Origin of the sequence: Rhodococcus sp. KBW08, from assembly GCF_003852455.1 — a bacterium.
Taxonomy (GTDB): Bacteria; Actinomycetota; Actinomycetes; order Mycobacteriales; family Mycobacteriaceae; genus Rhodococcus_F; species Rhodococcus_F baikonurensis.
In genome coordinates this window covers 1224-25783 of the sequence record NZ_QAJJ01000002.1, presented here as the reverse complement: position 1 = coordinate 25783, position 24560 = coordinate 1224, and the positions used below count along the sequence as shown (strand labels likewise).

The 24560-nt window shown below is 63.7% G+C and carries 12 protein-coding genes and 1 pseudogene; 10 read left to right on the top strand and 3 right to left on the bottom strand.

What is annotated here, in order from left to right; translation table 11 throughout:
* The first annotated feature begins 171 nt into the window (after positions 1 to 171).
* The gene (locus DBV08_RS00440) at positions 172 to 570 is read left to right on the top strand and encodes a DUF1801 domain-containing protein (protein ID WP_124566210.1); all 399 of its coding nucleotides are present in this window, start codon (positions 172 to 174) and stop codon (positions 568 to 570) included.
* Between the two features lie 7 nt (positions 571 to 577).
* Here DBV08_RS00440 and DBV08_RS00435 read toward each other — a convergent pair whose 3' ends face one another.
* Positions 578 to 1735, bottom strand: coding sequence for an isochorismate synthase MenF (locus DBV08_RS00435; RefSeq protein ID WP_124566209.1), 1158 nt, complete (start codon positions 1733 to 1735; stop codon positions 578 to 580).
* Positions 1736 to 1934: 199 nt separating this feature from the next.
* Here DBV08_RS00435 and DBV08_RS00430 point away from each other — a divergent pair, with 199 nt between their 5' ends.
* The 9 genes from DBV08_RS00430 (at position 1935) to DBV08_RS00390 (ending at position 21685) form a co-directional block, all read left to right on the top strand.
* A complete protein-coding gene (locus DBV08_RS00430) occupies positions 1935 to 2162 on the top strand; it encodes a phosphopantetheine-binding protein (protein WP_124566208.1) in 228 nt (75 codons plus the stop codon).
* Positions 2153 to 2953 carry a 2,3-dihydro-2,3-dihydroxybenzoate dehydrogenase gene (locus DBV08_RS00425; RefSeq protein ID WP_124566207.1) on the top strand — a complete coding sequence of 267 codons (801 nt, stop codon included), beginning with the start codon at positions 2153 to 2155 and terminating at the stop codon, positions 2951 to 2953. The genes DBV08_RS00430 and DBV08_RS00425 overlap by 10 nt, the downstream gene beginning before the upstream one ends.
* Positions 2954 to 2994: 41 nt before the next feature.
* The gene (locus tag DBV08_RS00420) at positions 2995 to 4659 is read left to right on the top strand and encodes a (2,3-dihydroxybenzoyl)adenylate synthase (RefSeq protein ID WP_124566206.1); all 1665 of its coding nucleotides are present in this window, start codon (positions 2995 to 2997) and stop codon (positions 4657 to 4659) included.
* 35 nt (positions 4660 to 4694) lie between these two features.
* Complete coding sequence (locus tag DBV08_RS00415; RefSeq protein ID WP_124566205.1) at positions 4695 to 5342, top strand: isochorismatase family protein; 648 nt, start codon at positions 4695 to 4697, stop codon at positions 5340 to 5342.
* Between the two features lie 47 nt (positions 5343 to 5389).
* Positions 5390 to 5842, top strand: coding sequence for a flavodoxin family protein (locus tag DBV08_RS00410; RefSeq protein ID WP_124566204.1), 453 nt, complete (start codon positions 5390 to 5392; stop codon positions 5840 to 5842).
* Between the two features lie 208 nt (positions 5843 to 6050).
* Positions 6051 to 18494 carry a non-ribosomal peptide synthetase gene (locus DBV08_RS00405; protein ID WP_260395211.1) on the top strand — a complete coding sequence of 4148 codons (12444 nt, stop codon included), beginning with the start codon at positions 6051 to 6053 and terminating at the stop codon, positions 18492 to 18494.
* Between the two features lie 40 nt (positions 18495 to 18534).
* On the top strand, positions 18535 to 19548 hold the full coding sequence (locus DBV08_RS00400; protein WP_095970745.1) for a Fe2+-enterobactin ABC transporter substrate-binding protein: 1014 nt from the start codon (positions 18535 to 18537) through the stop codon (positions 19546 to 19548).
* Positions 19545 to 20846, top strand: coding sequence for an enterobactin transporter EntS (gene entS / locus DBV08_RS00395; protein WP_124566202.1), 1302 nt, complete (start codon positions 19545 to 19547; stop codon positions 20844 to 20846). Before DBV08_RS00400 ends, entS begins: the two co-directional genes overlap by 4 nt.
* Entirely contained in the window at positions 20843 to 21685 is an 843-nt protein-coding gene (locus DBV08_RS00390; RefSeq protein ID WP_124566201.1) for a siderophore-interacting protein, read from the top strand. The genes entS and DBV08_RS00390 overlap by 4 nt, the downstream gene beginning before the upstream one ends.
* Here the strand turns inward: DBV08_RS00390 and DBV08_RS00385 are convergent.
* Positions 21630 to 23087 carry an MFS transporter gene (locus DBV08_RS00385; protein WP_260395210.1) on the bottom strand — a complete coding sequence of 486 codons (1458 nt, stop codon included), beginning with the start codon at positions 23085 to 23087 and terminating at the stop codon, positions 21630 to 21632. The two genes, DBV08_RS00390 and DBV08_RS00385, sit on opposite strands and share 56 nt — an antisense overlap.
* A 1029-nt stretch (positions 23088 to 24116) precedes the next feature.
* Positions 24117 to 24560 (bottom strand): annotated as a pseudogene (locus DBV08_RS00380) (ABC transporter permease); the annotation flags it as partial.

The window sequence follows — 24560 nt, the reverse complement described above, 5'->3', positions numbered from 1 at the left end:
ACTTAGTACCCGGAGAATACTGGACGTCCGTCTGACTTCGTCCGAGTTTGCAAGAAACGGCCGATGCCGAGACGACGTGATGCGTCAGTGATTCGCCGAGTGAATGCAGGTGCAGGAGGGGATACTCGACTCACTGGAGATCGGCGACAACGAGCAGGAAGTGACGAAGCGATGGCGAAGAGTGAGTCCGACAAGCAAGATGCAGATTCCCCGTCTCAGTTGATCGACCAGCGAATCGAGGAACTCGGAGACTGGCGGGGCGAGATGCTCTCCCGGATACGAACTCTGATCAAAGAGGTGGATCCGGATGTGGTGGAGGAATGGAAGTGGCGAGGCGTTCCGGTGTGGTACCACGCCGGAATGATCTGTACCGGTGAGACTTACAAGAGCGCAGTGAAGGTGACTTTTGCCAAAGGCGCATCACTCGACGACGCTTCAGGTCTCTTCAACTCCAGCCTCGAGGGCAATACGCGGCGGGCGATCGATTTCCACGAGGGTGAAGCCGTCGACGAAAAGGCGTTCAAGGCACTCGTTCACGCCGCGATTGCCCTGAACACCTCGAAGAAATGACGCCCTGTCAGAGTTGATGTTCAGCGAGGTCGAACGCACTGAGTAGCGTGCGGAATTTCGTACTGGTCTCTCTCAATTCGATTTCCGGATCGGAAGTAGCGACGATGCCGCCGCCGGCGTAGGCCCGCGCCGAGAGGCCGTCTGCTGCGATCTCGGCGCAACGAATAGCGACCATCCACTCGCCGTCTCCGGTCCGGTCGCACCAGCCCACGGCACCCGCATAGAACCCACGATCGGCTTCGGTTGCGGTGATGTGCTCGCGTGCGGCGACCGTCGGTGTTCCGCAGACGGCAGGAGTCGGATGCAGCGCCATTGCCAGTTCGAGCGAGGTCACGCTCGGGTCGATCAGAACACCTTCGATCTTGGTCCCGAGGTGCCACAGTTGCGGTGTCCGAAGTAGTTCCGGCGCACCGGGTGCGGTGAACGATGTGCAGAGCGGTCCGAGTATCGCACTGATGGAGTCGACGACAAACGCGTGTTCGGCGAGATCTTTGGTCGAAGCGCGGAGTTGCTCGGCATTCGCCTCGTCCTGATCCGAATTCGGGTGGCGTGCAATCGAGCCCGCCAACGGGTGGCAGGTGACGACGTCGCCTCGCCGTTCGATCAGAACCTCGGGCGTCGAGCCGACCAGCGAACGCCCGCGGTATTTCCCTCCGGCGGGGGACAGGTCGACGCAGAAGCCGTTGTGCGCGTGGTCGAGTGCGATCAGCTTCTCTGCCAAGGCGGGGGGGGAGATCGTGGACTCGGCTTCGATGGTCAGGGAGCGTGCGAGGACAACTTTGTCGAGTTCGCCTGCTCGAAGGCGGGTGACGGCGCCGCGGACCCTGTCGGTGTGGATCTGCGGGCTCGGTTCGAATTCCGCGACCCGCGAAGTGGGGAGTGTCGGAATGTTCGAGTGATATAGATCACCGTGGACCCGAGTGAAACTCAGTGGCGCAGTGAGGGCGGACGGCGTCTCCGGGGAGAACGGCAGAGCGCCGACGACCGAGTCGATCCGCCCGGTTTTGAGGGCTTCGGCGGCATCGAAGGCGGAGTCGAATTCTTCGACCACTCCCGAAGTGCGGATCGACGTTTGCCTACGTGAGAGCAGGAAAACGGAGTCCGTTTCATCGTCAGTCCGGTTGTTGCGCAACGGGAATTCGGAGACTTCGGCGAGTGCTGACATGGACACCCTTCCAGTTCGACAGGATTACTTGCTATGTTGAGGCTAGCCTTAGTTCGGGTGAATTTGTGCCGTGGCCGTCCGGGTTGTGTACTTCCGTACCGTTATGGTTAGGCTGGCCTAAAGTCAGGCGTGCGGACGGGGTCGACACGAGGATGGGTTGGCTCGATCTGAGCGCGTCGACCACTACCCGAGGAGACCGATGAGCAACACCGTGGACCGTGACCAGATCGTGCGCGACGTCGCCGAGGTTCTGTCGATGAGGGCAGAACAACTCGGCGACGACGCGGACCTGGGTGACGAAGGCCTGGACTCGGTTCGCCTGATGACGCTCGTCGAACGGTGGCGGGGAGCGGGCGCGGATGCCGACTTCGCGGAGTTGGCAGAAGAGCCCACGATCAATGCCTGGGTTCAGGTCCTGTGCCCGTAGTGAGTGAGCGCAGAATCGCCGTGGTCACCGGTGCGGGGGCGGGGATCGGCGCCGCAGTGGCCCGGACTCTTGCCCGTGACGGGTATTCGCTGGCGCTTCTCGATCGTGACGACGTCGAATTGAAGCGGGTAACTGCGGAATTGGCAGAAACCATCGTCGACGGCGCCGATGTCGCGAGTCACGTCGTGGACGTGACCGATCGGCAGGCAGTCGACGCGGCAGTGACCTCCACGATGGACACGTTCGGCCGGATCGATGCTCTCGCGCACGTCGCCGGAATTCTCGACACCGGGTCGGTGCTGGACTCCGATCCAGATCAGTGGCAGAAGATATTCGGCGTCAACGTCTTCGGATTGCTGAACGTGCTGCAAAGTGTGGGACGGGAAATGCGTCGCCGTCGGGCCGGGGCGATCGTGGTGGTCTCGTCGAATGCGGCCGGTGTCCCACGTATGGGGATGGGTGCTTACGGTTCGTCGAAAGCTGCCGCCACCATGTTGGTTCGAACCGCTGGACTGGAGTTGGCCGCAGACGGGATTCGTGTCAACGTGGTCGCTCCGGGATCCACCGACACAGCGATGCAGCGGTCATTGTGGTCGGACCCTTCCGACGATTCGGGTGCCGACGCCGTCATCGAAGGCAATCTGGCGAGCTATCGCCTGGGTATTCCGCTCGGAAAACTGGCCACCGCAGACGATATCGCGGACTCGGTGCACTTCCTGCTGTCCGACCGGGCGGCCCACATCACCATGCAGGCGCTGTACGTCGACGGTGGAGCGACGCTCAAAGCGTGAGACGTAGTTGCTGACAGTACTTTCGAACAGGAGTCACTTGCATGACCTCGAGGATCGCTCGCGAGCCCTTGGCACCCGTCGCACAGTATCCACCCGAATTGGTGACGCATTATCGGGAGCGAGGCTATTGGACTGACGAGACGCTGGCCGGATTCATCACGGCCGCGGCCGCACGGTATCCCGACAACGAAGCGGTGGTCGGCAGCGATGCCGCTGGCACACAGACACGGCTGACGTATTCCGAGCTCGATCGTCGCAGCTCGGCCGTGGCCGGAGGCCTGTCCGGGTTGGGTGTTCGCCCCGGTGACCGGGTGCTTCTGCAGCTACCGAACATCGTGGAATACGTCGAAGCATTGTTCGGTGTGTTGAAGCTCGGCGCCCTGCCGGTATTCGGGTTGCCGGCGCATCGCCGAACCGAAATCGGCTACTTCTGCCAGTTCGCTGATGTCGCTGCCTATATCGTCGCCGACCGTGATGGCGGGTTCGACTACCGCGCACTGGCGCGTGAGGTGAACGAGGGCCTCGAGACTCCGCCTGTTGTGATCGTGGCCGGTGACCCCGAAGAGTTTGTCGGTTTCGATTCGCTGCGCGGATACGAGATTCCCGTTCTTGCCGACGTCGATCCGTTGTCGGTCGCCTTTCTTCAGCTTTCCGGTGGCACGACCGGTGTTCCGAAGCTGATTCCGCGAACGCACGCCGACTACCTCTACTCGGTGCGGGCATCGAATCCGATCTGCGGCGTCGACGACTCGACGCGCATGTTGGTGGTTCTTCCTGCAGCGCATAATTTTCCGATGAGTTCGCCAGGCATCCTGGGTGTTTTCCACGCGGGTGGCACCGTGGTTCTGGCGCCGGACACCATGCCGTCCACAGCTTTCGGTCTGATCGAATCAGAGCGAGTCACGCACGCTTCTTTGGTTCCACCGATCGCGTTGGCCTGGATGGCTGCCCCCAGCAAGGCAGATCACGATCTGTCGAGCTTGCGGGTTCTCGGCGTCGGGGGAGCAAAGTTCAGCGCCGAAGCTGCTGCGCGCGTACCCGAGGAGCTGGGCTGCACCCTCCAGCAGGTGTTCGGGATGGCCGAAGGGCTGGTCAACTACACCCGCCTCGACGACACGCCAGAATTGATCGTCAGTACGCAGGGCCGGCCTATTTCGCCCGACGACGAGGTTCGTGTGGTCGACGACGAGGGCGCGCCCGTCGAGCCCGGAACCACGGGGCACTTACTGACTCGGGGGCCGTACACGATCCGTGGCTATTACCGGGCAGATGCGCACAATGCCGAGGTCTTCGACGCCGAAGGGTTCTATCGCACCGGCGATCTGGTCAGCGTCACCGATACGGGACACCTGATTGTCGAGGGTCGCGCAAAGGACCAGATCAACCGCGGCGGTGAGAAGGTGGCCGCAGAGGAGATCGAGAACCACCTGCTCTCGCATCCTGCTGTCCACGATGCGGCCGTCGTCGCCGTCCCCGACGAGTACCTGGGCGAGCGAACGTGTGCTGTCCTGGTGGTCGCCGGAGAAGCGCCGACCGTCGGCGAGATCAAGCGATACATACGAGGCCGAGGCGTTGCGGCATACAAAGTGCCGGATCGAGTGGAGTTCGTGACCGAGTTCCCCGTCACCGGCGTCGGAAAGACCAGTAAGGCGGCCCTGCGCCGTGTTCTCAGTGAATCGATTGCGGCGCAGACGCTGTCGAGTTGATCGGTTCTCGCCCCACTTCTTGGAGGAGATTCTTCATGGCGCTACCCACCGCAGTCCGATACGAGATGCCCACCGAGTTTCCGCAGAATCGGGTCGACTGGACTCTCGATCCTTCCCGCGCGGTATTGCTTCTGCACGACATGCAGGAGTATTTCGTGAACGCGTACGACCGAAGCGTCGACCCGCTCCGAACCGTGGTTCCGAATATCGATCGCCTTCGCTCGTCGGCGCGAGCTGCCGGAATCCCGATCGTCTACACCGCGCAACCCGGAGATCAGGATCCCGAGGAGCGCGCGTTGCTGTCGGATTTCTGGGGACCGGGACTGAAGGCAGATCCCGCTCACACCGACGTGATCGCCGAGTTGGCTCCGCATCCGGACGACGTGATGCTCACAAAATGGCGCTACAGCGCCTTCATCAAGACGGACCTGCGTGAACGGCTGCGTGAGAGTGGTCGTGACCAGCTGATCATCACCGGAATCTATGCCCACATCGGCTGCCTGACTACCGCTTTGGACGGGTTCATGCAAGACGTGCAGATCTTCTTCGTGGGTGACGCGGTGGCCGACTTCTCCCTCGACGAGCATGTCGGTGCACTCGAGTACGCGGCCGGGCGCTGCGCCTCGGTCACCCGAACCGACGACCTGGTCAAGGCGATGAGCGCGGAAACGGTTTCGGCGTAGGAGTGAACGGCGACGGGTGCGCCACCCGTCGCCGTATTGTCAGGTGTGTGAAGACTTTGTTGGTGGTTCACCACTCGCCCTCGCCGACAACCCACGAATTGTTGGATGCAGTCCTCGCGGGCGCTCGCGATCCCGAGATCGAGGGTGTGGAGGTGAAGGTAGTGCCGGCGTTGGTGGCGACGGTGCCCGACGTACTCGCTGCTGACGGCTATCTTTTCGGTACCACCGCAAACTTCGGTTACATGTCGGGTGCGCTGAAATACTTCTTCGACACCACGTACTACCAATGCCTCGGCGCGGTGTCGGATCGGCCGTACGGCCTGTGGGTTCACGGCAACAACGACACTGCCGGTGCCGTGTCGTCGGTGCGCAAGCTCGCCACCGGGCTCGGATTGGTCGCGGTGGCGGATCCGCTCGAAGTGACTGTGAGCGTGGACAAATCCGTCCGCGATGGTTGCTATGAACTGGGCGGAACCGTAGCAGCAACGCTGATGGACTAGCCTTCACTTTTCTCGTTTCGGTTCACGAAAGAGATTGTCCTGCAAGCGGTTGTAGCAGCGTGCGTTCTCTTGTGAACGCGTCGGGAGCCATCGGAATTCGGGTCACCGGCGAGGCGGATTCCCCGATTCCTCGCCATTTAGTTTAGGCTACCCAAAACGACGTTAGGTCACCCTTGGGTGACGTGTGTCCACAGACGAGGGGATCAGTGTGAGCGTTCTTCCAGGTTCGAACTCCGGGGCGGCAAACGAAGCTACGTTTGCTCTCACAGGAGCTCAACTCGGGATTTGGAACGCGCAGAGGCTTGATCCCGAATCTCGGAGCTACCTCGTCGGTGAGGTGCTCGAAATCTCGGGCGACGAACCGATCGACACCGACCTTCTGACGGCCGCAATCACGGCGACGATCGGTGAAGCCGAAACCATGCGGCTGCGGATGGTGGAGACAGTCGACGGCCCGCGTCAGTACATCTCCGACGAACCGGTGGGCGCCATCCCCGTCACCGATGTCCGTGACGAGCGCGATCCCGTAGCCGTGGCGCACGCATTGGTCGACGCCGAGCGCAGCCGGGCGTCCGAGTACTGCCGCTTGATGGTGGAGCGTCCGCTGTACACGTACTCGCTGATCAGGCTCTCCGATCGCGAAATCTGGTGCATCCAGCTCTATCACCACCTGATCGTCGACGGATACAGCGCAGCCATGATTTCGCGCCGTGTCGCTGCGCACTACACGGCCGCGAAGAAGGGAACCGAGGTCGCGCCAACGCGATTCGGTTCTATGACCGATCTGGTCAGCGAGGACGAGGCGTACCGGGCGGGCGAGCAGTTCGCGGAAGATCGTGACTACTGGCGTGATGTCCTGACGCCGTTGCCCGCGTTGGACGGGCGCGGCCAGCAGGTCGCCGGTCCGGCGGAACGAACGATCCAGGTTCGTGAGGTCATCAGTGCCGACGCCCTCGGCCGCCTCAAAAAGGTGGCAGACGCGACGGGAACAACGTGGGCCGAGGCGTTGATCGCCTGCTACGGCGCGTTTCTCCACCGATTGCTGGGTGAGACGGATGTTGTCATCGCGATGCCACTCATGGCGCGCGTTGGGCGCACGGCACTCAAGACCCCGGCCATGGCAGTCAACGTTCTGCCTCTCCGGTTGACGATTCGCAGCCACGATCGTCTCGGTGACCTGAGCAAGCAGGTAGCCGCCACGATGAAAAGCCTGCGCGCACACCAGCGCTACCGCGGTGAGAATCTTGCTCGGGACCTGGGCGTCGCGGGCACCGGCGCACTCCTTCACGGGATCGGAATCAATCTCAAGGCTTTCGACTTCGCCCTCGACTTCGCCGGCGCTGTGGGCGTACTGCGTAACGTCGCCGGAGGTCCGCCGGAGGACCTGGGTTTGACGGTCACCCCCATAGCGGACGGCGAAGTCCTTCTCGGATTCGAAGTGGACGCGCGTACCAATACTCGGGATTCGGTTCAGCGACGCCTCTCCGGTTTCGTGAGCATCGTGAACGCGTTGGTGGGGGAGCAAGATCCTGCCGTCGGACAGGTGCAGATGATGCCGGCACCCGAGGCTGCGCGGATCCTTGCCGGCCGTGAGACCGAACCTGTGCCTGGCTCCGTCGAGCTCGTCCCCGACGTCTTCGACCGCATCGTCGCCGATCATGCGGATGACACGGTCCTCGTGTGCGGTGAGGAACGTTTGACAGGCGCAGAACTCGGTGGCCGCGTCCACCGGCTTGCGCGGTTGCTTCGCGCTCGCGACGTCGGCCCGGACGACATTGTCGGACTTGCACTTCCGCGAACGTCCGAGATGGTCGTCGCGCTGCTCGCGACATTGAGCGCGGGCGCAGCGTACGTGGCCTTGGATCCGCAGCACCCGGCTGAGCGGTTGCGGGACTTGGTCGACGACGCGCAACCGAAGGTGGTGCTCACCACTTCCACACTGGCCGGGAAACTCGTCGGAGATTCGCGGCCCGTCCCGCTCGCACTCGATTCCGATGCCGCGCGAGAAGAACTCCGTGCCAATTCCGAGCTTCCACTCGAACTCGGTGAACTGGCGACACCGCGGCATGGTGATCACCTGGCGTACGTCATCTACACCTCTGGATCGACCGGCAAGCCGAAGGGGGTGTTGGTCAGAAGTGGTGGATTGGCGCATCTGCTTCACCACCACCGCGCCACTATGTACCGGGAAACTGCCGAGCGAGTCGGAAACCGGCAACTGCACACCGCGCACACGGCGTCGTTCGCCTTCGACGCGTCTCTCGATCAGCTGTTGTGGCTGCTGTGTGGTCATCGGGTTCACGTGTACGACGAAGAACTCCAGAAGGACGCTGTTGCCCTGGTCGCGGCGTTCGAGCGAGATCGTGTCGACGTGGTCGACACGACGCCGTCGATGGCGGCAGCGATGGTGGACAACGGATTGCTGCGCACGCAGCGGCTGCAACTGCTTGTCGTGGGCGGCGAAGCGGCACCGCCCGCACTGTGGGACGCGATCATCGAATCCGGTGTTCCGGCTCGAAACCTGTACGGCCCCACCGAAACGACGGTCGATGCGATCGCGACCACGGTCGAAGGCGCCAGGCCGCGTATCGGGTACCCCCTCGCGGGTACCCGTGCGTACCTGCTCGACAGCGCGCTCGAGCCGGTCGCCGACGGTGAACGAGGTGAGCTCTATCTGGCCGGACCGCAATTGGCCAGGGGATACCTCGGCCGCGCCGGCGCAACCTCCGAGCGTTTCGTCGCCGATCCTTTCGGTGCTCCGGGAGATCTGATGTACCGCGCTGGGGACGTCGCGCGCTGGGTACCGGGGCGGGGCTACGACTTCATCGGTCGTAGCGACAAGCAGGTGAAGATCCGCGGACATCGTGTCGAGTTGAGCGAGGTCGAAGCTGTTCTCGGATCGGTGCCCGGAATCGGCGCGGCTGCCGCGCTGATCCGTACGGACGGAGGACGGCCCAGCCTGGTCGGCTACGTTGTCGCCGCTGTCGGCGCGACGCTTCCGCCGCAGGAAGAGCTACGCCGAGACCTCGCCGGTCGTGTACCGGATCATCTGGTTCCGGCCGCAATCGTCGTTCTCGACGAACTACCCGTCACGGTGAACGGAAAGCTCGATCGTGCGGCACTACCCGCCCCGGCTACCGAGTCGGAAGGTCGCGCTGCGTCCACACCGCACGAAGAAATTCTCTGTGACGTGGTGGCCGAGGTGCTCGGCCGCGAACGCGTCGGCGTGGACGAGGACTTCTTCGGCCTCGGTGGTGACAGCATCACGGCAATCAGCGTCAGCAGTCGCCTGCGGGTGCGCGGGCTGGTCGTGGCTCCCAAAGAGCTTCTTGCACAGCGAGATCTGGGAACAATTGCCGCTGCAGCGCGCAAGATTGCCGATGACGCCGACGTCGCAGCTACGGTCGCGGACGTGGCGACCGGCACGGTGATCGCTCCGCCGATCGTTCGGGCACTGATCGACAAGAATCCGACAGACGAGGCAATCGCGGGCTACGCGCAGTGGACTGCGGTGCGCATCGACGACGACCTCTCGCTGGATGACCTGCAGTCCGGCGTACAGACGGTCCTCGATCACCACGACGCTCTCCGTCTGCTCCTGCGGCGTGACAACGACAGCGGCACTGCTGAATTGATCGTCCGCGACGCGGGCGCGGTGCGTAGCGAAGGGCTCGTTCGCGAGGTGTCCGACAGCCCCGAACCGCTCCGGATCAGAGAGCTCGCAGAGGCGGCGGCAGCGAGTCTCGATCCACGCGCCGGTGAACTCTTGCACGTTGTGCTGGTGAGGACTGAGGCCGGTCGGCCCGATCAATTGATCGTGGTGGCTCACCATTTGATCGTCGACGGTGTGTCCTGGCGAATTCTGCTTCCCGATCTCCACGAAGCCACCGATGCTGCACGCGAGCGCAGGTCCGCCCGGTTGGCTGCCGGCGGCACTTCGTGGCGTCGATACGCGGGGTTGCTCGCAGAATTCGGGACCTCGGGCAGCAGGGCATCAGAGCTGGAGCACTGGAAGTCCGCATCGGTGCAGGCGGACGACGAGCCGATCGGCAGCCGTCGTCTCGACCCGGACATCGACGTGACCGCAACAGCTTCCCGCACGACAACTGTTGCGCCCCCGGCGGTCACCGACGCGCTGTTGACCACGCTTCCGGCGGCGTATCGAGCCAAGGCCGACGAAGTGCTTCTTGCTGGTTTGATGCTTGCAGTGCGCTCGTGGCAGCACGGTCGCGGCCTGACCGGGTTGCCCGCGCAGACCGTCACCGTCGAAGGCCACGGCCGCGACGCGCTCACCAGCGACACCGACTTCGCCGGAACCATCGGGTGGTTCACCAGCGAATTCCCGGTTCGGGTTCCCACCGAAGCACTGCTGACCGCCGACGATCTTTCCGACGCGCTCAGCGGCGGAGCAGCTGCCGGGCATCTGCTTCGGGCGGTGAAGGAGGCAAAACGCGCCGTGCCTGGAGGTGGCGTCGGCTACGGAGTTCTGCGGCACCTGGATCCCGAAACCGCACCTGATCTTTCCGCGTGCGCTACTCCCGAACTGCTGCTCAACTATCTCGGCCGCTTCCCGTCCCTGCCCGGAACCGGATGGCGATTGCCGGAACAGGATGCATTCGCGGTTATCGAACCGGCGACCAAGGCCATGTCGGAAGTGCTGGCGCTCAACGCATTCGTCCGCGAGGATGGCGAGACGACGCTGGCAGTCGAATGGACTGCGGCGGGTTCAGTGCTTGACGACGCGACGATCGTCGAGCTGCAAGAGCATTGGGAACGTGCGCTCGCTGCCCTGACCGCGCATGCCGCGCTCTTCGAGGGTGGTTTGACGCCTTCCGATTGCTCGGCGACGATCTTCGGCCAGGGCGCGCTGGTCGATCAGGCAGGGATCGACGAACTCGAAGCCGTCCACGGACCGCTTGCCGACGTACTTCCGTTGTCGCCGCTTCAAGAAGGTCTCCTGTTCCACGCGGTCCGCGACGGCGCGGCAGATGTTTACACGCTTACTGCACGCTTCGACCTTTCCGGCCCCTTGGACGAAGGAAAGCTGGCCGACGCGTTCGAGACGGTGATCGACAGGCACCCGAACTTGCGCGCCGCTTTCCACTACGAGCAGTTCGAACGTCCCGTTCAAGTCATTCCGCGCGGTGCAGGAGTCGAGTGGCGTTCGGTCGACCTGACCTTCGTTCCAGCTGCCACCGCATTCCGCTCTGCAGCTCAGCTCGAGGACGAGGCCGCCGAGCATGTCTTCGACGTCAGTTCGCCGCCACTTCTGCGCGCTCTACTGATCCGGCTGCCCGGTGGGGTGCACAGACTCGTTCTCAACGCGCATCATCTGCTCACGGACGGGTGGTCGACGCCGATCGTCCTGCGCGAGTTGATGAACGTCTACCATGACGGCGATGCGCACCTCCCGTCGCCGACTCCGTATCGCGACTACTTGGCGTGGATCGCCGGCCGGGATCAGGACTCTGCCCGTGCAGTGTGGAGCGAGCGTTTACGTGGGCTCGCCGCGCCGACTCTCGTTGCCGACATAGGGGCGCCGCGAAGTGTGCCCGTCGCGCTCGAAGTTCCACTTGCGGCATCGGACGCCGATGCGTTGATCGAACTCGGCCGTGCGCGAGCGCTGACGATCAACACGCTGGTCCAGGGCGCGTGGGCGGCTACGCTCGCCGAGGCGACAGGACAGTGGGACGTCGTGTTCGGGGCCACCGTGTCAGGTCGACCTGCCGAACTCGCCGGAGTGGAGGGGATGGTCGGGTTGTTCAGCAACACGATTCCGGCCCGCCTCGACATCGCCGCGAACGAGCCTTTGCTGGAACAGTTCGTGGGGCTGCAGAACGCGCAATTCGACATCGTGGACGTCGAGCACACCAGTTTGGCCGAGATCGAACGCATCGCCGGGATCGGTCAACTGTTCGACACGCTCCTGGTATTCGAGAACTTCCCGAACTCCGGTGCGGGACAGCCTGCGTCGCACACACTTCGGGTCGAGGGATTCACCAACCGCGGAGTCACGCACTATCCGATGACGTTGATGGCACCGCCGAGCACCGGTCTGGATCTGGTCCTGTACCACGATCCGGCGGTTGTCTCCGAAGCCACGGCGCAGCGAACGGTCGCTCGGCTCGCCGAGATCCTGCGTGGTTTGTTGACCGAACCGACAGCTCCCGCATCCGCGGTGCTGACGGTTGTCCGACAGACACGCCGCGTTGCCGATGCAACGGCCGCCACGAAGAGGGCCGACGAGCAACGTCAGGCGATCGACGCCGATCCCGCGGTCGTCGATGCGGTGTGTGCCTGTGTTGCAACGGTATTGGAGCTTTCCGACGTCGATCCAGGAGACAATTTCTTCACTCTCGGTGGTCACTCGCTCACTGCGATGAGGTTGGTGGGCAGTCTGCGGAAGCTGGGCATCCGCGTCGTCGTCTCGGATGTGTTCGACACCCCGACCCCCCTCGGTCTTGCCGCGGCCGCCCGCGTCGATCAGAAGAAGTTCTCGCCGGATTCGGTCGCTGTCGTTGATCGACCTACAGTGAACGCGGCGACGTTCCGCTCCCCGGCAGCGGCTGGAAATCCTGATCACGAGCGGTACTGGGTTCGCACGCTTGCGGGCCTGCCCCTCGAAACGGACCTTCCCTACGATCGCTCGCGCGGCGAAGAGTACCGCCCGCACACCTACGTTCGTCAGTTACGCGATGCTCGGTTCGGTGACGGATCAAGATTCGACGCGGTGCTGTTGGCCGCCGTGGCGGCGACGCTGAACGGCTTCGGCGGTGGTCGGGACCTTGCGGTCGGGCTGTCCTCGGACGAGACGGACACCCTGATTCGGATCGACCTGTCCGGCCGGCCGCACATTGCCGATGTCGTTCGACGAGTCGAAGACGCAGTGTCCGAGGCACGCGCGCATTCCGATGTCAGCCTCGACCGAATCGCCGATCTACTCGGACGTCCTACCAGCAGCCTCTTCGCTGCCCGCGTCGGTCACTCGCCCGGTAAGAGCGTCGACCTCGAGTTCGTCCGAACTGCAACAGAACTTCGATTGACGGTTGATGCCGGGCTGTTCGACGCCGCCACCGCAGACGCACTGCTCGACGGTGTGATCGCGGTTCTGAGCCACGAAAACAGCACCGTCGTCGCGGATCTCCGGCTGCCGGAGAGCAAGTCGGACCGTGACCCGGACCGACGCGCGACGTCGCCTGCCGGAATTTCGCAGTTGTTCGCCCGACAGGTCAGCCGTCACCCCGACGACGTCGCGGTAGTCTTCGGTGAGGTCGGAATTACCTACGGGGAACTGTCGGCGCGGGTCGACGAGTTGGCTCGCGAACTGCTCGCGGCCGGCGCAGGGCCTGAGAAGGTAGTCGCCGTCGCGCTCGATCGAGATGCGGATCTGGTGGCCGGACTGCTCGCGGTACTGCGCATCGGCGCGGCGTACCTGCCACTCGACGTCGACTACCCGACTGAGCGGCTCGAGTTCATGATCGAGGACGCGTCGCCGGTGTGTGTCCTGACCAGTATCGACAGCGCAGGTCAACTTCCGTCGACGGTCGCCACGAGCGTCTTCGTGGACGGTGAGTTCACCAACTCGGGCGTCGTGCTTCCTCCGGCGCCTGCGGCGGGTGATCACCTCGCCTACATGATCCACACCTCCGGTTCGACGGGTCGCCCCAAGGGCGTGATGGTCTCGACGGGCAACCTCGCGGCCTTCGCGGACACGGTAGTCGAGGATCGCTGGATCAGGCCGGGCGATCGCATCGTGGCGGTGACAACGGTGTCGTTCGACATCGCGGCACTCGAGTTGCTGTGCCCGCTCGCAGCGGGCGCCACGGTCGTCATCGCGGACCGCCGGACGGTTCGCGACCCGGATGCATTGTTGGCGTTGATCATCGCGAGTGATGCGACAGTGATGCAGGCGACGCCGGCACTGTGGCGAGTGGTCACCGAACATGAGGATGCGCCCCGCCTCGCCGCGGTGCGCGCCTTGGTGGGAGGGGAAGCACTCCCACAGGATCTTGCCGACGATCTGGTGGCCAACGCTGCTTCGGTCCGGAATGTCTACGGACCCACCGAGGCCACGGTGTGGGCGACATCTTCGGTCATCACGACCGGTGACCCAGTCACGATCGGTCGACCCTGGACCGATGTGCACGTACGAATCCTCGACGACGACCTGCGCGAGGTTCCGGAAGGCGTTGCGGGCGAGCTGTACCTGGGCGGTGCGCAGGTGGTTCGCGGATACCTGAACCGCCCCGATCTGACCGTCGCTCGGTTCGTCGCCGATCCTTCTCTGCCGGGGGCACGCCTCTACCGCACCGGAGATCTGGTCCGACGCAGGCGAGGGGTTTTGCACTTCCTGCGCCGTGCGGACGATCAGGTGAAGGTCCGCGGTTTCCGCATCGAGCTCGGCGAGGTCGAAGGCGCACTCGGATCGGTAGCCGGTGTGTTCCGCGCGGCAGCCACCGTCCGCGTCGATGCGGCGGGTACCGGAAGTCTGCACGGATACGTGGTTCCCGAAGGTGCAACCGCGCTCGATTCGGTACTGGTGCGCAAGGAGATTGCGCGGCTCCTACCCGAACACATGGTGCCGCAGACCATCACGGTTCTCGAGGCACTACCGCTCACCCTCAACGGGAAGGTAGACCGCAAGGCATTGCCCGACACCGCGCCGGATCGTGTGCCGAACCCTCTCGTAGCCGTCGATACGGATCGACGGGCACGGCTCGAGTCGCTGAGCCCGGGCTGGCAGGATGTGCTACCGCTCGGTCCCTTGCAGGAAGGCATGTACTTCCAGTCGGTTCTGGACGGTGCCGGCGGTACGGATGTTTATCACATGCAGCCGCGATTCGAGTTCTCCGCCGATGCCGCCGTCGACGTTCGCTCACTCCGCGCAGCGGGGGATGCGCTCTTGCGGCGCTATCCGAACTTGCGGGCCGGATTCACACACGCCGGGTTCGATGCTCCGGTGCAGTTCGTGCCCAGGGAAGCCGAAATGCCTTTCCGTGAGATCGATCTGAGCGCTGTCGCACCCGAGGACTTGGATATCGAGGTCCGCGCAGTCGACGAGGCCGAATTCGGCAGGCTGTTCGACTTGAGTGCGCCGCCACTCATTCGAATGGTGTTGGTCTGGTTGCCAGGTGGGGGAGCGCACCTCGTCTTCACTCAGCACCACCTGCTGACCGACGGTTGGTCGCAGACCTTGATGTACGCGGAGTTGTTGGCGCTCTACGAGTTTGCTCGCACTCACGGCACGGACCCGGTTGGACTCGACGGCGCGCTCGACAAGCCTGCGGACTTCCGTGATCACCTGCGATGGATCGCCGAATCGGATCGCACGGACGCCCTCTCGTCGTGGAAGGACTACCTCGCGGATCTCGAGCAGCCCACACTCGTGGGTGGTACGGGATCAGGTGGGCGGGCTCCGTTGCCGGTGTTCACCCGCGTTCAGCTCGAGCAGAGCGTCACCGAGGCAGTTCGCGAGCTGGCCAGACGTAGCGGCGTGACCCTGTCCACCGTCGTCTCTGCGGCGTGGGGCCTGGCCTTGCGTGCTGTGACGGGCCGAGACGACGTCGTCTTCGGATCCACGGTCTCGGGACGTTCGCCCGAGGTCGAGGGCGCCGACCGAATGGTGGGCCTGGCGCTCAACACCATTCCGGTGCGTGTCCGCGTACGGCCAGGTGAGGAGATCCCGGCGCTGCTCGGTCGCCTGTTCCGCGAGCAGGGTTCGCTGCTCGAGCATCACTTTCTGGGGCTCGGTGACGTACAGCGAAGCGCAGGGTTCGCCACGCTCTTCGACACGCTCTACGTTTTCCGCAACACCCCGCGCGACGAACAGGCACGTCGAGACACGTTCGGGCGCAGCGGAATCGTCGGGTTCGATGCGGTGGACGGCACTCACTATGCGCTCACGCTCGATGTGGACCCGGGTGTCGGGGATGCGGCGATGGCGCTCACACTCGAAAACCGCCCCGACCTGATTCCGCACGACGTGGCTGAGGACGTCCTGTCACGCACCATCACGATTCTCGAAGTGATGGCGACATCCGACACGGCTACGGTGGCGGACACGACGATTCCGCTTTCGAGCACTCCCGCGGAATTCGCTTCACAGCACGTCGTGATGCCGCGGCCGGACCAGGCGGGCGGCAGCGTGGACGCCTTGCTCCGCGAAAGGGCGGTGGCCACACCCGACGACACTGCACTGGTCTTCGGTGACGTCACGCTGAGCGCGGCCGAGATGAACTCTCGGGTGGACAGACTGGCGCGGCTACTCGCCTCGGTGCTGGGGCAGTCGGCGCCAGGCGGGGGTCCGACCCGTGTTGTGGCGCTCGCACTTCCTCGTACCGCCGATCACGTCGTAGCGATCTTCGCCGTCATGAGGACCGGAGCGGCATATCTTCCCTTGGATCTGGCTCACCCGCCGGCACGCCTGCGCGAACTGATCCTCGACAGCGATGCTGCGCTGGTGGTCACCACGACTCAGACGCGTGACCTCGTTGTTCCCGATGGACAGGCGTGTCTGGTCCTCGACGACCCGGACGTAACCGGGGTACTCGACGGGCAGGCTCCGGCACCAGTCGTCGACGAGGCCGCGGTATGCGGGCCGACTTCACCGGATCAGCCTGCCTACGTCATCTACACCTCGGGCAGTACCGGAAAACCCAAGGGCGTCGTCGTTGGTCATCGCGGGTTGACGACGATGTATCACAATCACAAGGCCGAGATCTTCACTCCGACGGAGAACAGCGCTGGTGGTCGACGTTTGCGCATCGCGCACACAGTCTCGTTCTCGTTCGACATGTCGTGGGAAGAACTGTTCTGGTTGCTCGCCGGGCATGAAGTTCACGTGATCGACGAGCAGGCGCGACTGGACCCCGTGTCTCTGGTGAAGCACTACCGCCAAGTCGGGATCGACGTCGTGAACGTAACCCCCTCGTATGCACGGGAACTGATGGCCGCCGGTCTCCTCGACGGTGAGCGGACGCCTGTGTTGGTGATGCTCGGCGGAGAAGCTGTGCCTGCCGAACTGTGGTCGCGACTGCGCGATCAGGACGGTGTCGACGGGTACGACCTTTACGGACCGACCGAGTTCACGATCAATGCGATGGGATCCCCGGTTCAGGGGAGCGAGACACCGTGCTTGGGTCGTCCGATTCTGAACGCGTCTGCGCGGGTACTCGATTCGGGGCTGCGGGAGGTTCCGATCGGAGCGGCGGGCGAGTTGTACATGTCCGGTGACGGAACGGCGATGGGTTACCTCCACCGGACCGCCCTGACCTCCGCTGTGTTCGTTGCAGACCCCTACTCCGTCGGCAGGCGCATGTACCGCACGGGTGATGTCGTACTGCGTCGCCGCGACGGTGAACTCGAATACCTGGGCCGCGCGGACCATCAGGTCAAGATCCGAGGCATTCGAATCGAATTGGGTGAAGTGGAATCCGCGTTGGCGTCGTTGCCGGGAGTGTTGCGAGCGGCAGCGTCAGTCCGAAGCGAAGGCGGCGCGCCGCCGCGACTGGTCGGTTACGTCATCGAAGAACCCGGCGCCGATGCAACCGATCTGCGAGCCGAATTGAGGGAGCGCGTACCGGCACACCTGGTTCCATCGGACATCGTCGTCGTGGATTCCATACCGCTGACGCCCAACGGAAAACTGGACCGGGGTGCGTTGCCGGCGCCCCCTGCCCGAGCGGCGGCCAGAGCACCGCGAACCGAGATGGAAAGGTGCCTGTGCCAGGTCTTTGCGCGGGTACTCGGAGTTGATGCGGTGGATCCCGAAGAGAGTTTCTTCGATCTCGGCGGCGACTCGCTTCGAGCGATGCGGCTCGTGGGGGAGATGGAGCACGACCTGTCGTTGAGCGTCGGTGTAGGAACGCTGATGACCCGTCCGACAGTTGCCGAGCTCGCAGCACACCTTGACGAGCCGGCGTCCGACATCGATCTGAGTCGCGATCACCTGCTGATGCTTCGGGCCGAAGGCAGCGGTGAACCACTGTTCTGCGTGCATCCGGCGGGTGGATTCGCTTGGCCCTTCGCACCTTTGACCGGCGTCCTCGAGGCCGACCGTCCACTGTTCGGCCTCCAATTGCCCACAGTTGCCGGGAAACCACTCGAACCGACGAACGTGGACCAATTGGCAGCGATGTACGTCGACACGATTCGCGGCGTGCAACCGAGCGGGCCGTACCACCTGCTCGGCTACTCGTTCGGTGGCAACGTCGTTGCCGCGATGGCGGCTCAGCTGGTCGATATCGGCGAGACGGTGGAGTTCGTCGGTCTGATCGATACTCATCCACTGGGAGATCGTGACGATCGCGGTCGCGACGATGCAGACGACCGAGATCTGGCCGCCGCCCTGCCGCCCGAGATCCTCACTCAGGCACCGGGACTGGTCGAGGCTGTTCTGGCGGGTTTTGATGCCACTCGTTTGCTCGTGGCCCGCTCGACGGACACAACCTACGACGGACCGGTTACTCTGATCACCGCCGACGCCGAGGCGTCCGGACAGCTGCTGGCTGATCGCTGGCGCGGAGTCCGCGGGGACCGGGACATGGCAGTACACCATCTGCCGTACGACCACGCCGGATTGGTGACCCCAGCCGGGTGGGCGGCGATTGCCCCGCTGCTCGACAGCCATCTGTCGAAACGCACGGCCACATAGTTCGAAAACCACACAGTTGAAACACAATGGGAGCTCAATGATGAAGTCCACACCGCCCCTCGCGATACGGAGTTGGCGACGTTTCGTCGCCATCGCAGGGTTGCTGATCGTCGCACTCGTGGCGATGATCGGTTGCAGCAGCGATTCGAACGACGAACCGACCAAGGCTGCAGAGCCCACGACGCGCGTGATCGAAACCGAAAAGGGCTCGGTCACCGTGCCCGCGTCGGCGGAGCGCATCGTGGTTCTGAGTGGCGGTCTCGCCGGATACTTGTACGCCCTGGACGCACCGGTGGTTGCCACCGATACCCGCGTGCTCGGTGTCACGAACCTCGACGGTGGATTCCCGCCGGCATGGTCGGACGCCGCAAAGGCGCAGGGCACCAAGGAATTGCCGGCCGGCGAGCAGCTCAACATCGAGGCCGTCGCGGCGGCTGAACCCGACCTGATCATCGGCGGTGGCCAGGGCATCACCTCGGTTCAGGCCGAGGAACTCTACGACCAGCTGACCGCTATCGCACCCACCGTGTTGGTCCCCAAGACGGTTGCCAACTGGGACAAGCAGCTTGAAATCGTCGCCGACGCCGCGGGCCGTTCCGACCAGGTTCCGGCACTGTTGAGCGCATACGAGGACAAGGTCAAAGAGGTCAAGGGCAAGATCAAGGTTCCCGAGGGCAACGTCGTCTACTTCCTCTCGGTCTCGAGCAACAAGCCGTACCTCGTTCCGCCGACGGCCGCGCTGCCCGCGATGCTCGCCGAGCTCGGTTTCAAGGCCGACGACGTCATGGCCAAGGCCGGCAACCCGCAGCTCTTCGGCTCGGGTGACTCGTTCGAGGTCAGCCCGGAGCTGCTCTCGCAGGTCGCCGATGCGCCTGTCGCCTTTGTCCTTCCGGTGTCCGGTCGCCCGATGGCCGAGCTTGCCACCGATCCGCTCTACTCGCAGTTGCCGTCGTTCAAGGCCGGCACGACGTTCGAGCTCCCCGCCAGCAGCTACCGTCCTGACTACGACGGCGCAATGGCTACGCTCGACCTGATCGGCCAGACCTTCGCATGACTCGATTCGGTGGGCTGGTGATCGATGTTTCACCGCTGCGGACCAGCCGTCCATTCCGGTATGCCTTCTCGGCGCGATTGATCTCGCTGCTCGGGATCGGACTGCTCGTCGTAGCCGTTCCCGCGCAGACATACCAGCTCACCGGGTCGACCTTGCAGGTTGCCGGAGTGTCCACGGCGATGGCCATCGCCATGTTCTTCGGCAGCCTGTTCGGCGGCGTGCTCGCTGATCGCTACGACCGGCGACGCACCATCCAGTTGGCCCGCAGTACTGCGGGCCTCGGCTTTGTCATTCTCGGCTGCAATGCGCTCTTGCCACACCCGTCGATGTGGGTCATCTACGTCGCGGCAGCTGTCGACGGCTTGGCCGGCGGTGTCAGCAGCTCGGCCTTGATGGCTTTGATGCCGACGTTGTTGCCGCGCAACAAGATGGCTGCGGCCGGCGCTTTGGTAGCGCTGACCACCGACATCGGGACGATGATCTCGCCGGCAATCGCCGGCGTGATCATCGCCTCTGGTGGCATCCCCGCGACATACTTTGTTGCTGCGGTGGCCACCGCAGCAACTGTCACGTTGTTCCAAGCCATCGGCCCTTCCCCTGCACCGGGCACGAATCACGAAAGCCCGATGCGCGCGCTTGTGACCGGCGTGAAATTCGCCGGCACGCACACAGTCATTCGCGGCATCCTGATCAGCGGACTGTTGGTCATGTTCGTCAGCGGGCCGATGGTGTTGCTGCCTGCCTTCGTCGACCAGGTTCTCGGCGGCGGACCCACCATGCTCGGTCTGCTCTACGGCGCCCCGGCCGTCGGCGCCGTGATCGGTTCCCTCACCAGCGGGTGGACGGGACGAGTCCACCGCAACGGCGCCGCGATGTTGATCTCTGTTGCGCTGATGCCCCTCGGCCTGGTGGTACTGGGTGCGTCGGGAGCAGCGATTGTCGCGTTCCTGGGCCTGGCCGGATTCGGCCTCGGCCGCGCACTCAACGACATTCTGAGATTTGCAGTCCTTCAACAGAACACGCCGGACGAATTGCGCGGACGCGTGTCAAGTCTGTGGATGGTGCAAGCCGTCACGGGTACGGCGATCGGTTCGATGGCAGCCGGGTTCCTCGGGCAGTGGCTCGAGCCGGGCGCCGCGCTACTGGTCTTGGGGCTCGCCGGTCTGACATTGGGCCTGGTGCTCCTGGCAACGTTGGGTTCGGTGCGCCGGGTAACTTCGGAGATCAACGAAGTCGATCACTCCGAAAACACTGTGCCGGTGGGGAATGCTCCGCCGGAAAAGGAAGGTAGTTCATGAACCGAGGAGACCACCTCGCGACCATCGCCGAAGTTCTGGCGGGAACCACCGGCGCAAAAGTGCCGTACCCCATCGGCATTCGCGAACTCGAAGTTGTTCGCAGCGAAATGGTCGGATCCGGACTGCTGCGTCTGACCTTGGGTGGACCGGAGTTGGCGGGCTTCGAATCGCACGCTCCCGACGAGCATGTCCGCCTGGTGTACCCGGATGCAGACGGAACTTTGCGTCTACCCGAACGCGACGGATTCAGCCTGAAGTGGCCTCGTCCATTGCCGATCTCGCGTGAGTACACCGTCCGTCGATACGACGCCGAGGCGGGGGAGCTGGACCTCGACTTCGCGCTCCACGACGGTGGGTACGCCTCTGATTGGGCTCAGGCGGCCACCATCGGCACTCGGGTGCACGTGGCGGGGCCGCCCGGTGGCGTCGTGGTTCCGTGGACGTACGACCGCTATCTGCTTGCCGGTGACATCACCGCCCTTCCTGCCATTGCTCGTTGGCTCGAGATGATGCCCGCTGCTGCTGCCGGGTGGGTGTTCGTCGAGATCACCGATCCTTCACAGGAAATCGAACTCACCGTTCCGGAAGGCGTCGAGGTGCGATGGCTGTACCGCGGCGACGTGCCGGCCGGTCACTCCGATCTACTCGAGCAGGCCGTCCGAACGGTGACGGTGCCCGAGGGCGAGCGCGTCTACGCCTGGATCTCCGGTGAGGCCACCAGCCTCAAGCCGATTCGCAGATTCGTGCGCGACGAACTTGGATTGAGTTCGGGCGACCACCTGATCACCGGCTACTGGAAGCGCGGAGTCGCGGACTTCGACGAGGACGACGACCACTGAACATGGTTGCCCCGGCCCCAGCCCTCGGCATCGTCACCGCGACAACGAGTCCGACAAACGCAACGATTGCCGCTACCCCGAAGGCCGTGGCGAATGCCGAGTGTCGGGGAAGGCCGCCGGATGAAGTCGCGCTCGCGATGATCCCGGCGGCAATTTGGGTTCCGACGGCAGAACCCAGCGATCTGGCGATGGTGACTATCGCCGTCGTGACACCTACGCGGTCTGCCGGTGCGCTGTCGGCGGAGATGACGAACACTGCCGTCGACGCGGCCGCAACGCCGGTACCCGCCAGGATCAGCACCACAACGATCTGCCACATCGTGGTTGCAAAGACTCCGACGGCGCCGCTCAGGCCGAGGAGGGCAACTCCCGCTACCGCAATGGCTTTCGTGCCGACCCGTTGTGCGAGCTTTCCGGAGATCACCGACGCGATCACCGCTGCGCCGTAGCCGATGCACAGCAGGATTCCGATAGCACTTGTCGATGCACCGCGGCCGAATCCGCTCTCCTCGGGCGCGGCGAGTTGCTGCGGAAGTAGATAGACAACTGCGCCGTAGGTGAACCCGAAAACCACGCCGACGACCACTGCGCTCCACATCGAACGATGCCGCATCATCGTCAGGTCCACCATCGGTTCGTTGGTCCGGCCCTGATACCTGGCCCAGATCGTGAACACCGTAGCGGCAGCGAGAACCAGCAGCATCGACGTCGGTGCGCCCCAACCGTTGCTCGACGCGCTCGCAAGCCACGCGGTCAGCGTCAACAATCCCAGGGCCAATCCACCCGCTCCCGGCCAATCGAGCCGGCCGCCGACCTTCGACATGCGATCTCGTGGTGTGCTCACAGCAAAAGCAATTGCGCCGAGTATGACGAAAGCGGTCGGAACTGCATACATCGCGGTGCGGGAGACGTTTTCGGCGACGGGCCCGGCCAGCACGACTCCCAGAGCGCCGCCCGCCACGACGACGGCACCGAGCAATCCGGTGGCCGTCTTCAGTTGTTCCGAGGACAAAGTGCGTCGTAGGACCACGAAGCTCACGGGCAACAACCCAAGCCCGAATCCCTGGAGAAACTGACCGAGGACGAACAGCGGGAAGATCGTTGCGAGAGCGGACACGCTGCCGCCGAGCACGACGATGGTCGTGATCGCGAGCAATGTGGGACGGGCGCCGTACACGTCGGCTATTCGCCCGGCCATCGGCGTGACGAGAACAGTGCTCAACGTCAGAGCGACGGAGGCGAGCGCTCCGACGTCGGCCGTCACTCCGAAGTCTCGCTGTATCAGGGGGAGTGCGGGGACGATGATGCTTTCGAGAGCGGCGACTGCTGCGATCAGAAGTGTCAGGCTGGCAATTGTTGCAACCGGTCGCTGCTGATGTCCGGAGATGCTCTCAGTGGTCATCGTGCTCTCTTTCGATCGGGGAGTGAGGAGCTTCTCGACGCGACGATGCGTCACCCCACCAGGAGTCTGGAAGGGTTGTGGCACTGCGTATATCGGTTGGCGCAGTAACGAGTCTTGATATTTCGTTACGCGTACCGTTATTGTGGAGGAATGTAATCGGATTCGTCAGACAAAGCAAGAGTTGGAGGGGCGGAAATAGTGCCAAGTATCGCCAGACAGCAACGGGCAGACTTTCGCTGCAGCCGTCGGTCAATGTCAGGTGATGTGACGGTTGGGCCTATTTCTCGTCGAACATGACGCTGATCACCAAAAGGATTCTGCGAGCAGGGAGTTCATCTGCCGGACACATTCAAGGTCCCCGTTTGAATGCCGGGTTTGTTAGCTTTCTGCCTGTGACGCGACGTCACGGAAAGTTCACGAATCACGGAGGATCATCATGGGTTCTATTTCAACGATCATCGGAATCTTCGAGCTCTACAAGCTTCTCGAGCCGCTGCTGAGCTCGCTGAGCTGATTCAAGTGTTATTCCGCTGTCGAGCCGGGGCGCCGAGGGACTCGGCTCGGCAGCGGATCTCGAGGATCCGGCGCGATCAGGACCCGTGGAACGGATGTCGGCACCGGCAGAATTCCATCGCTCCGGTGTAGTGGTCCATCACCAGGATTTCTGCGCACCGAGCGGGTTGGGGTGCGAACCTGAGGCAGCGCTCGATCCAGCCGCGCTCGAGCGAAGGGGCCGGGTGCGCGCAGTTCCCGCATCGGCCGGGACGTTCGGCGACACGTACGGAACCGTGGTGCTCCGGGGGCATGCCAAACATCTTGGTGGTGCGATGATTCCAGGGCAACGGTTCGGCTCGAGCGGAAGCTATGTCACGAAAGCGCCGGCGGCGATATGCGAGGACCGAACGCGTTGAGGCTGCGCTACCTGGCTACCTGGCTCCCTGATAAGCCGATTGCCCAGACTGAGTTTTTTGGTGCAAGCTGCGGCTACTGCGCTGACGCCCAGAAATTCTCGGACTATCTGGGCAACGATCATGTGGTGGTAACTGCGAACAGAATCCGATCCGGCTCGCGTTGCATACGGGTGATCGCGACGCGGCCCCCGATCCAAGCACCCAGTGCACCAATCGCAACAGCGACAGGGATGGCGAAATAGTTCACCGGGTTCGGTAGCAGCGCCCCGAGTAGAACGCCGGGCGCCGTTGTCGCGGCGAAGATGACGATGCCGAGGATGATCAGTCCGAAGGACGAGCCGTTGAAGGACCCGCGGGTGTTGAAGGAGAACGTCTTCTTCATCTCCGGAACCGGGTAGGGCGCTTTGGCGGATATCGCCACTACCAATCCTGCACCGACTCCCATCATCGAAATGCCGACGGCGATCGGCACGGCCAGTCGGTCGGTCCCGAGGTCCCCGAAGATCCGTACAGCAGCTGTTGCGACGACCACGAAGGGTGTCATCACGATTGCCCACGCGAT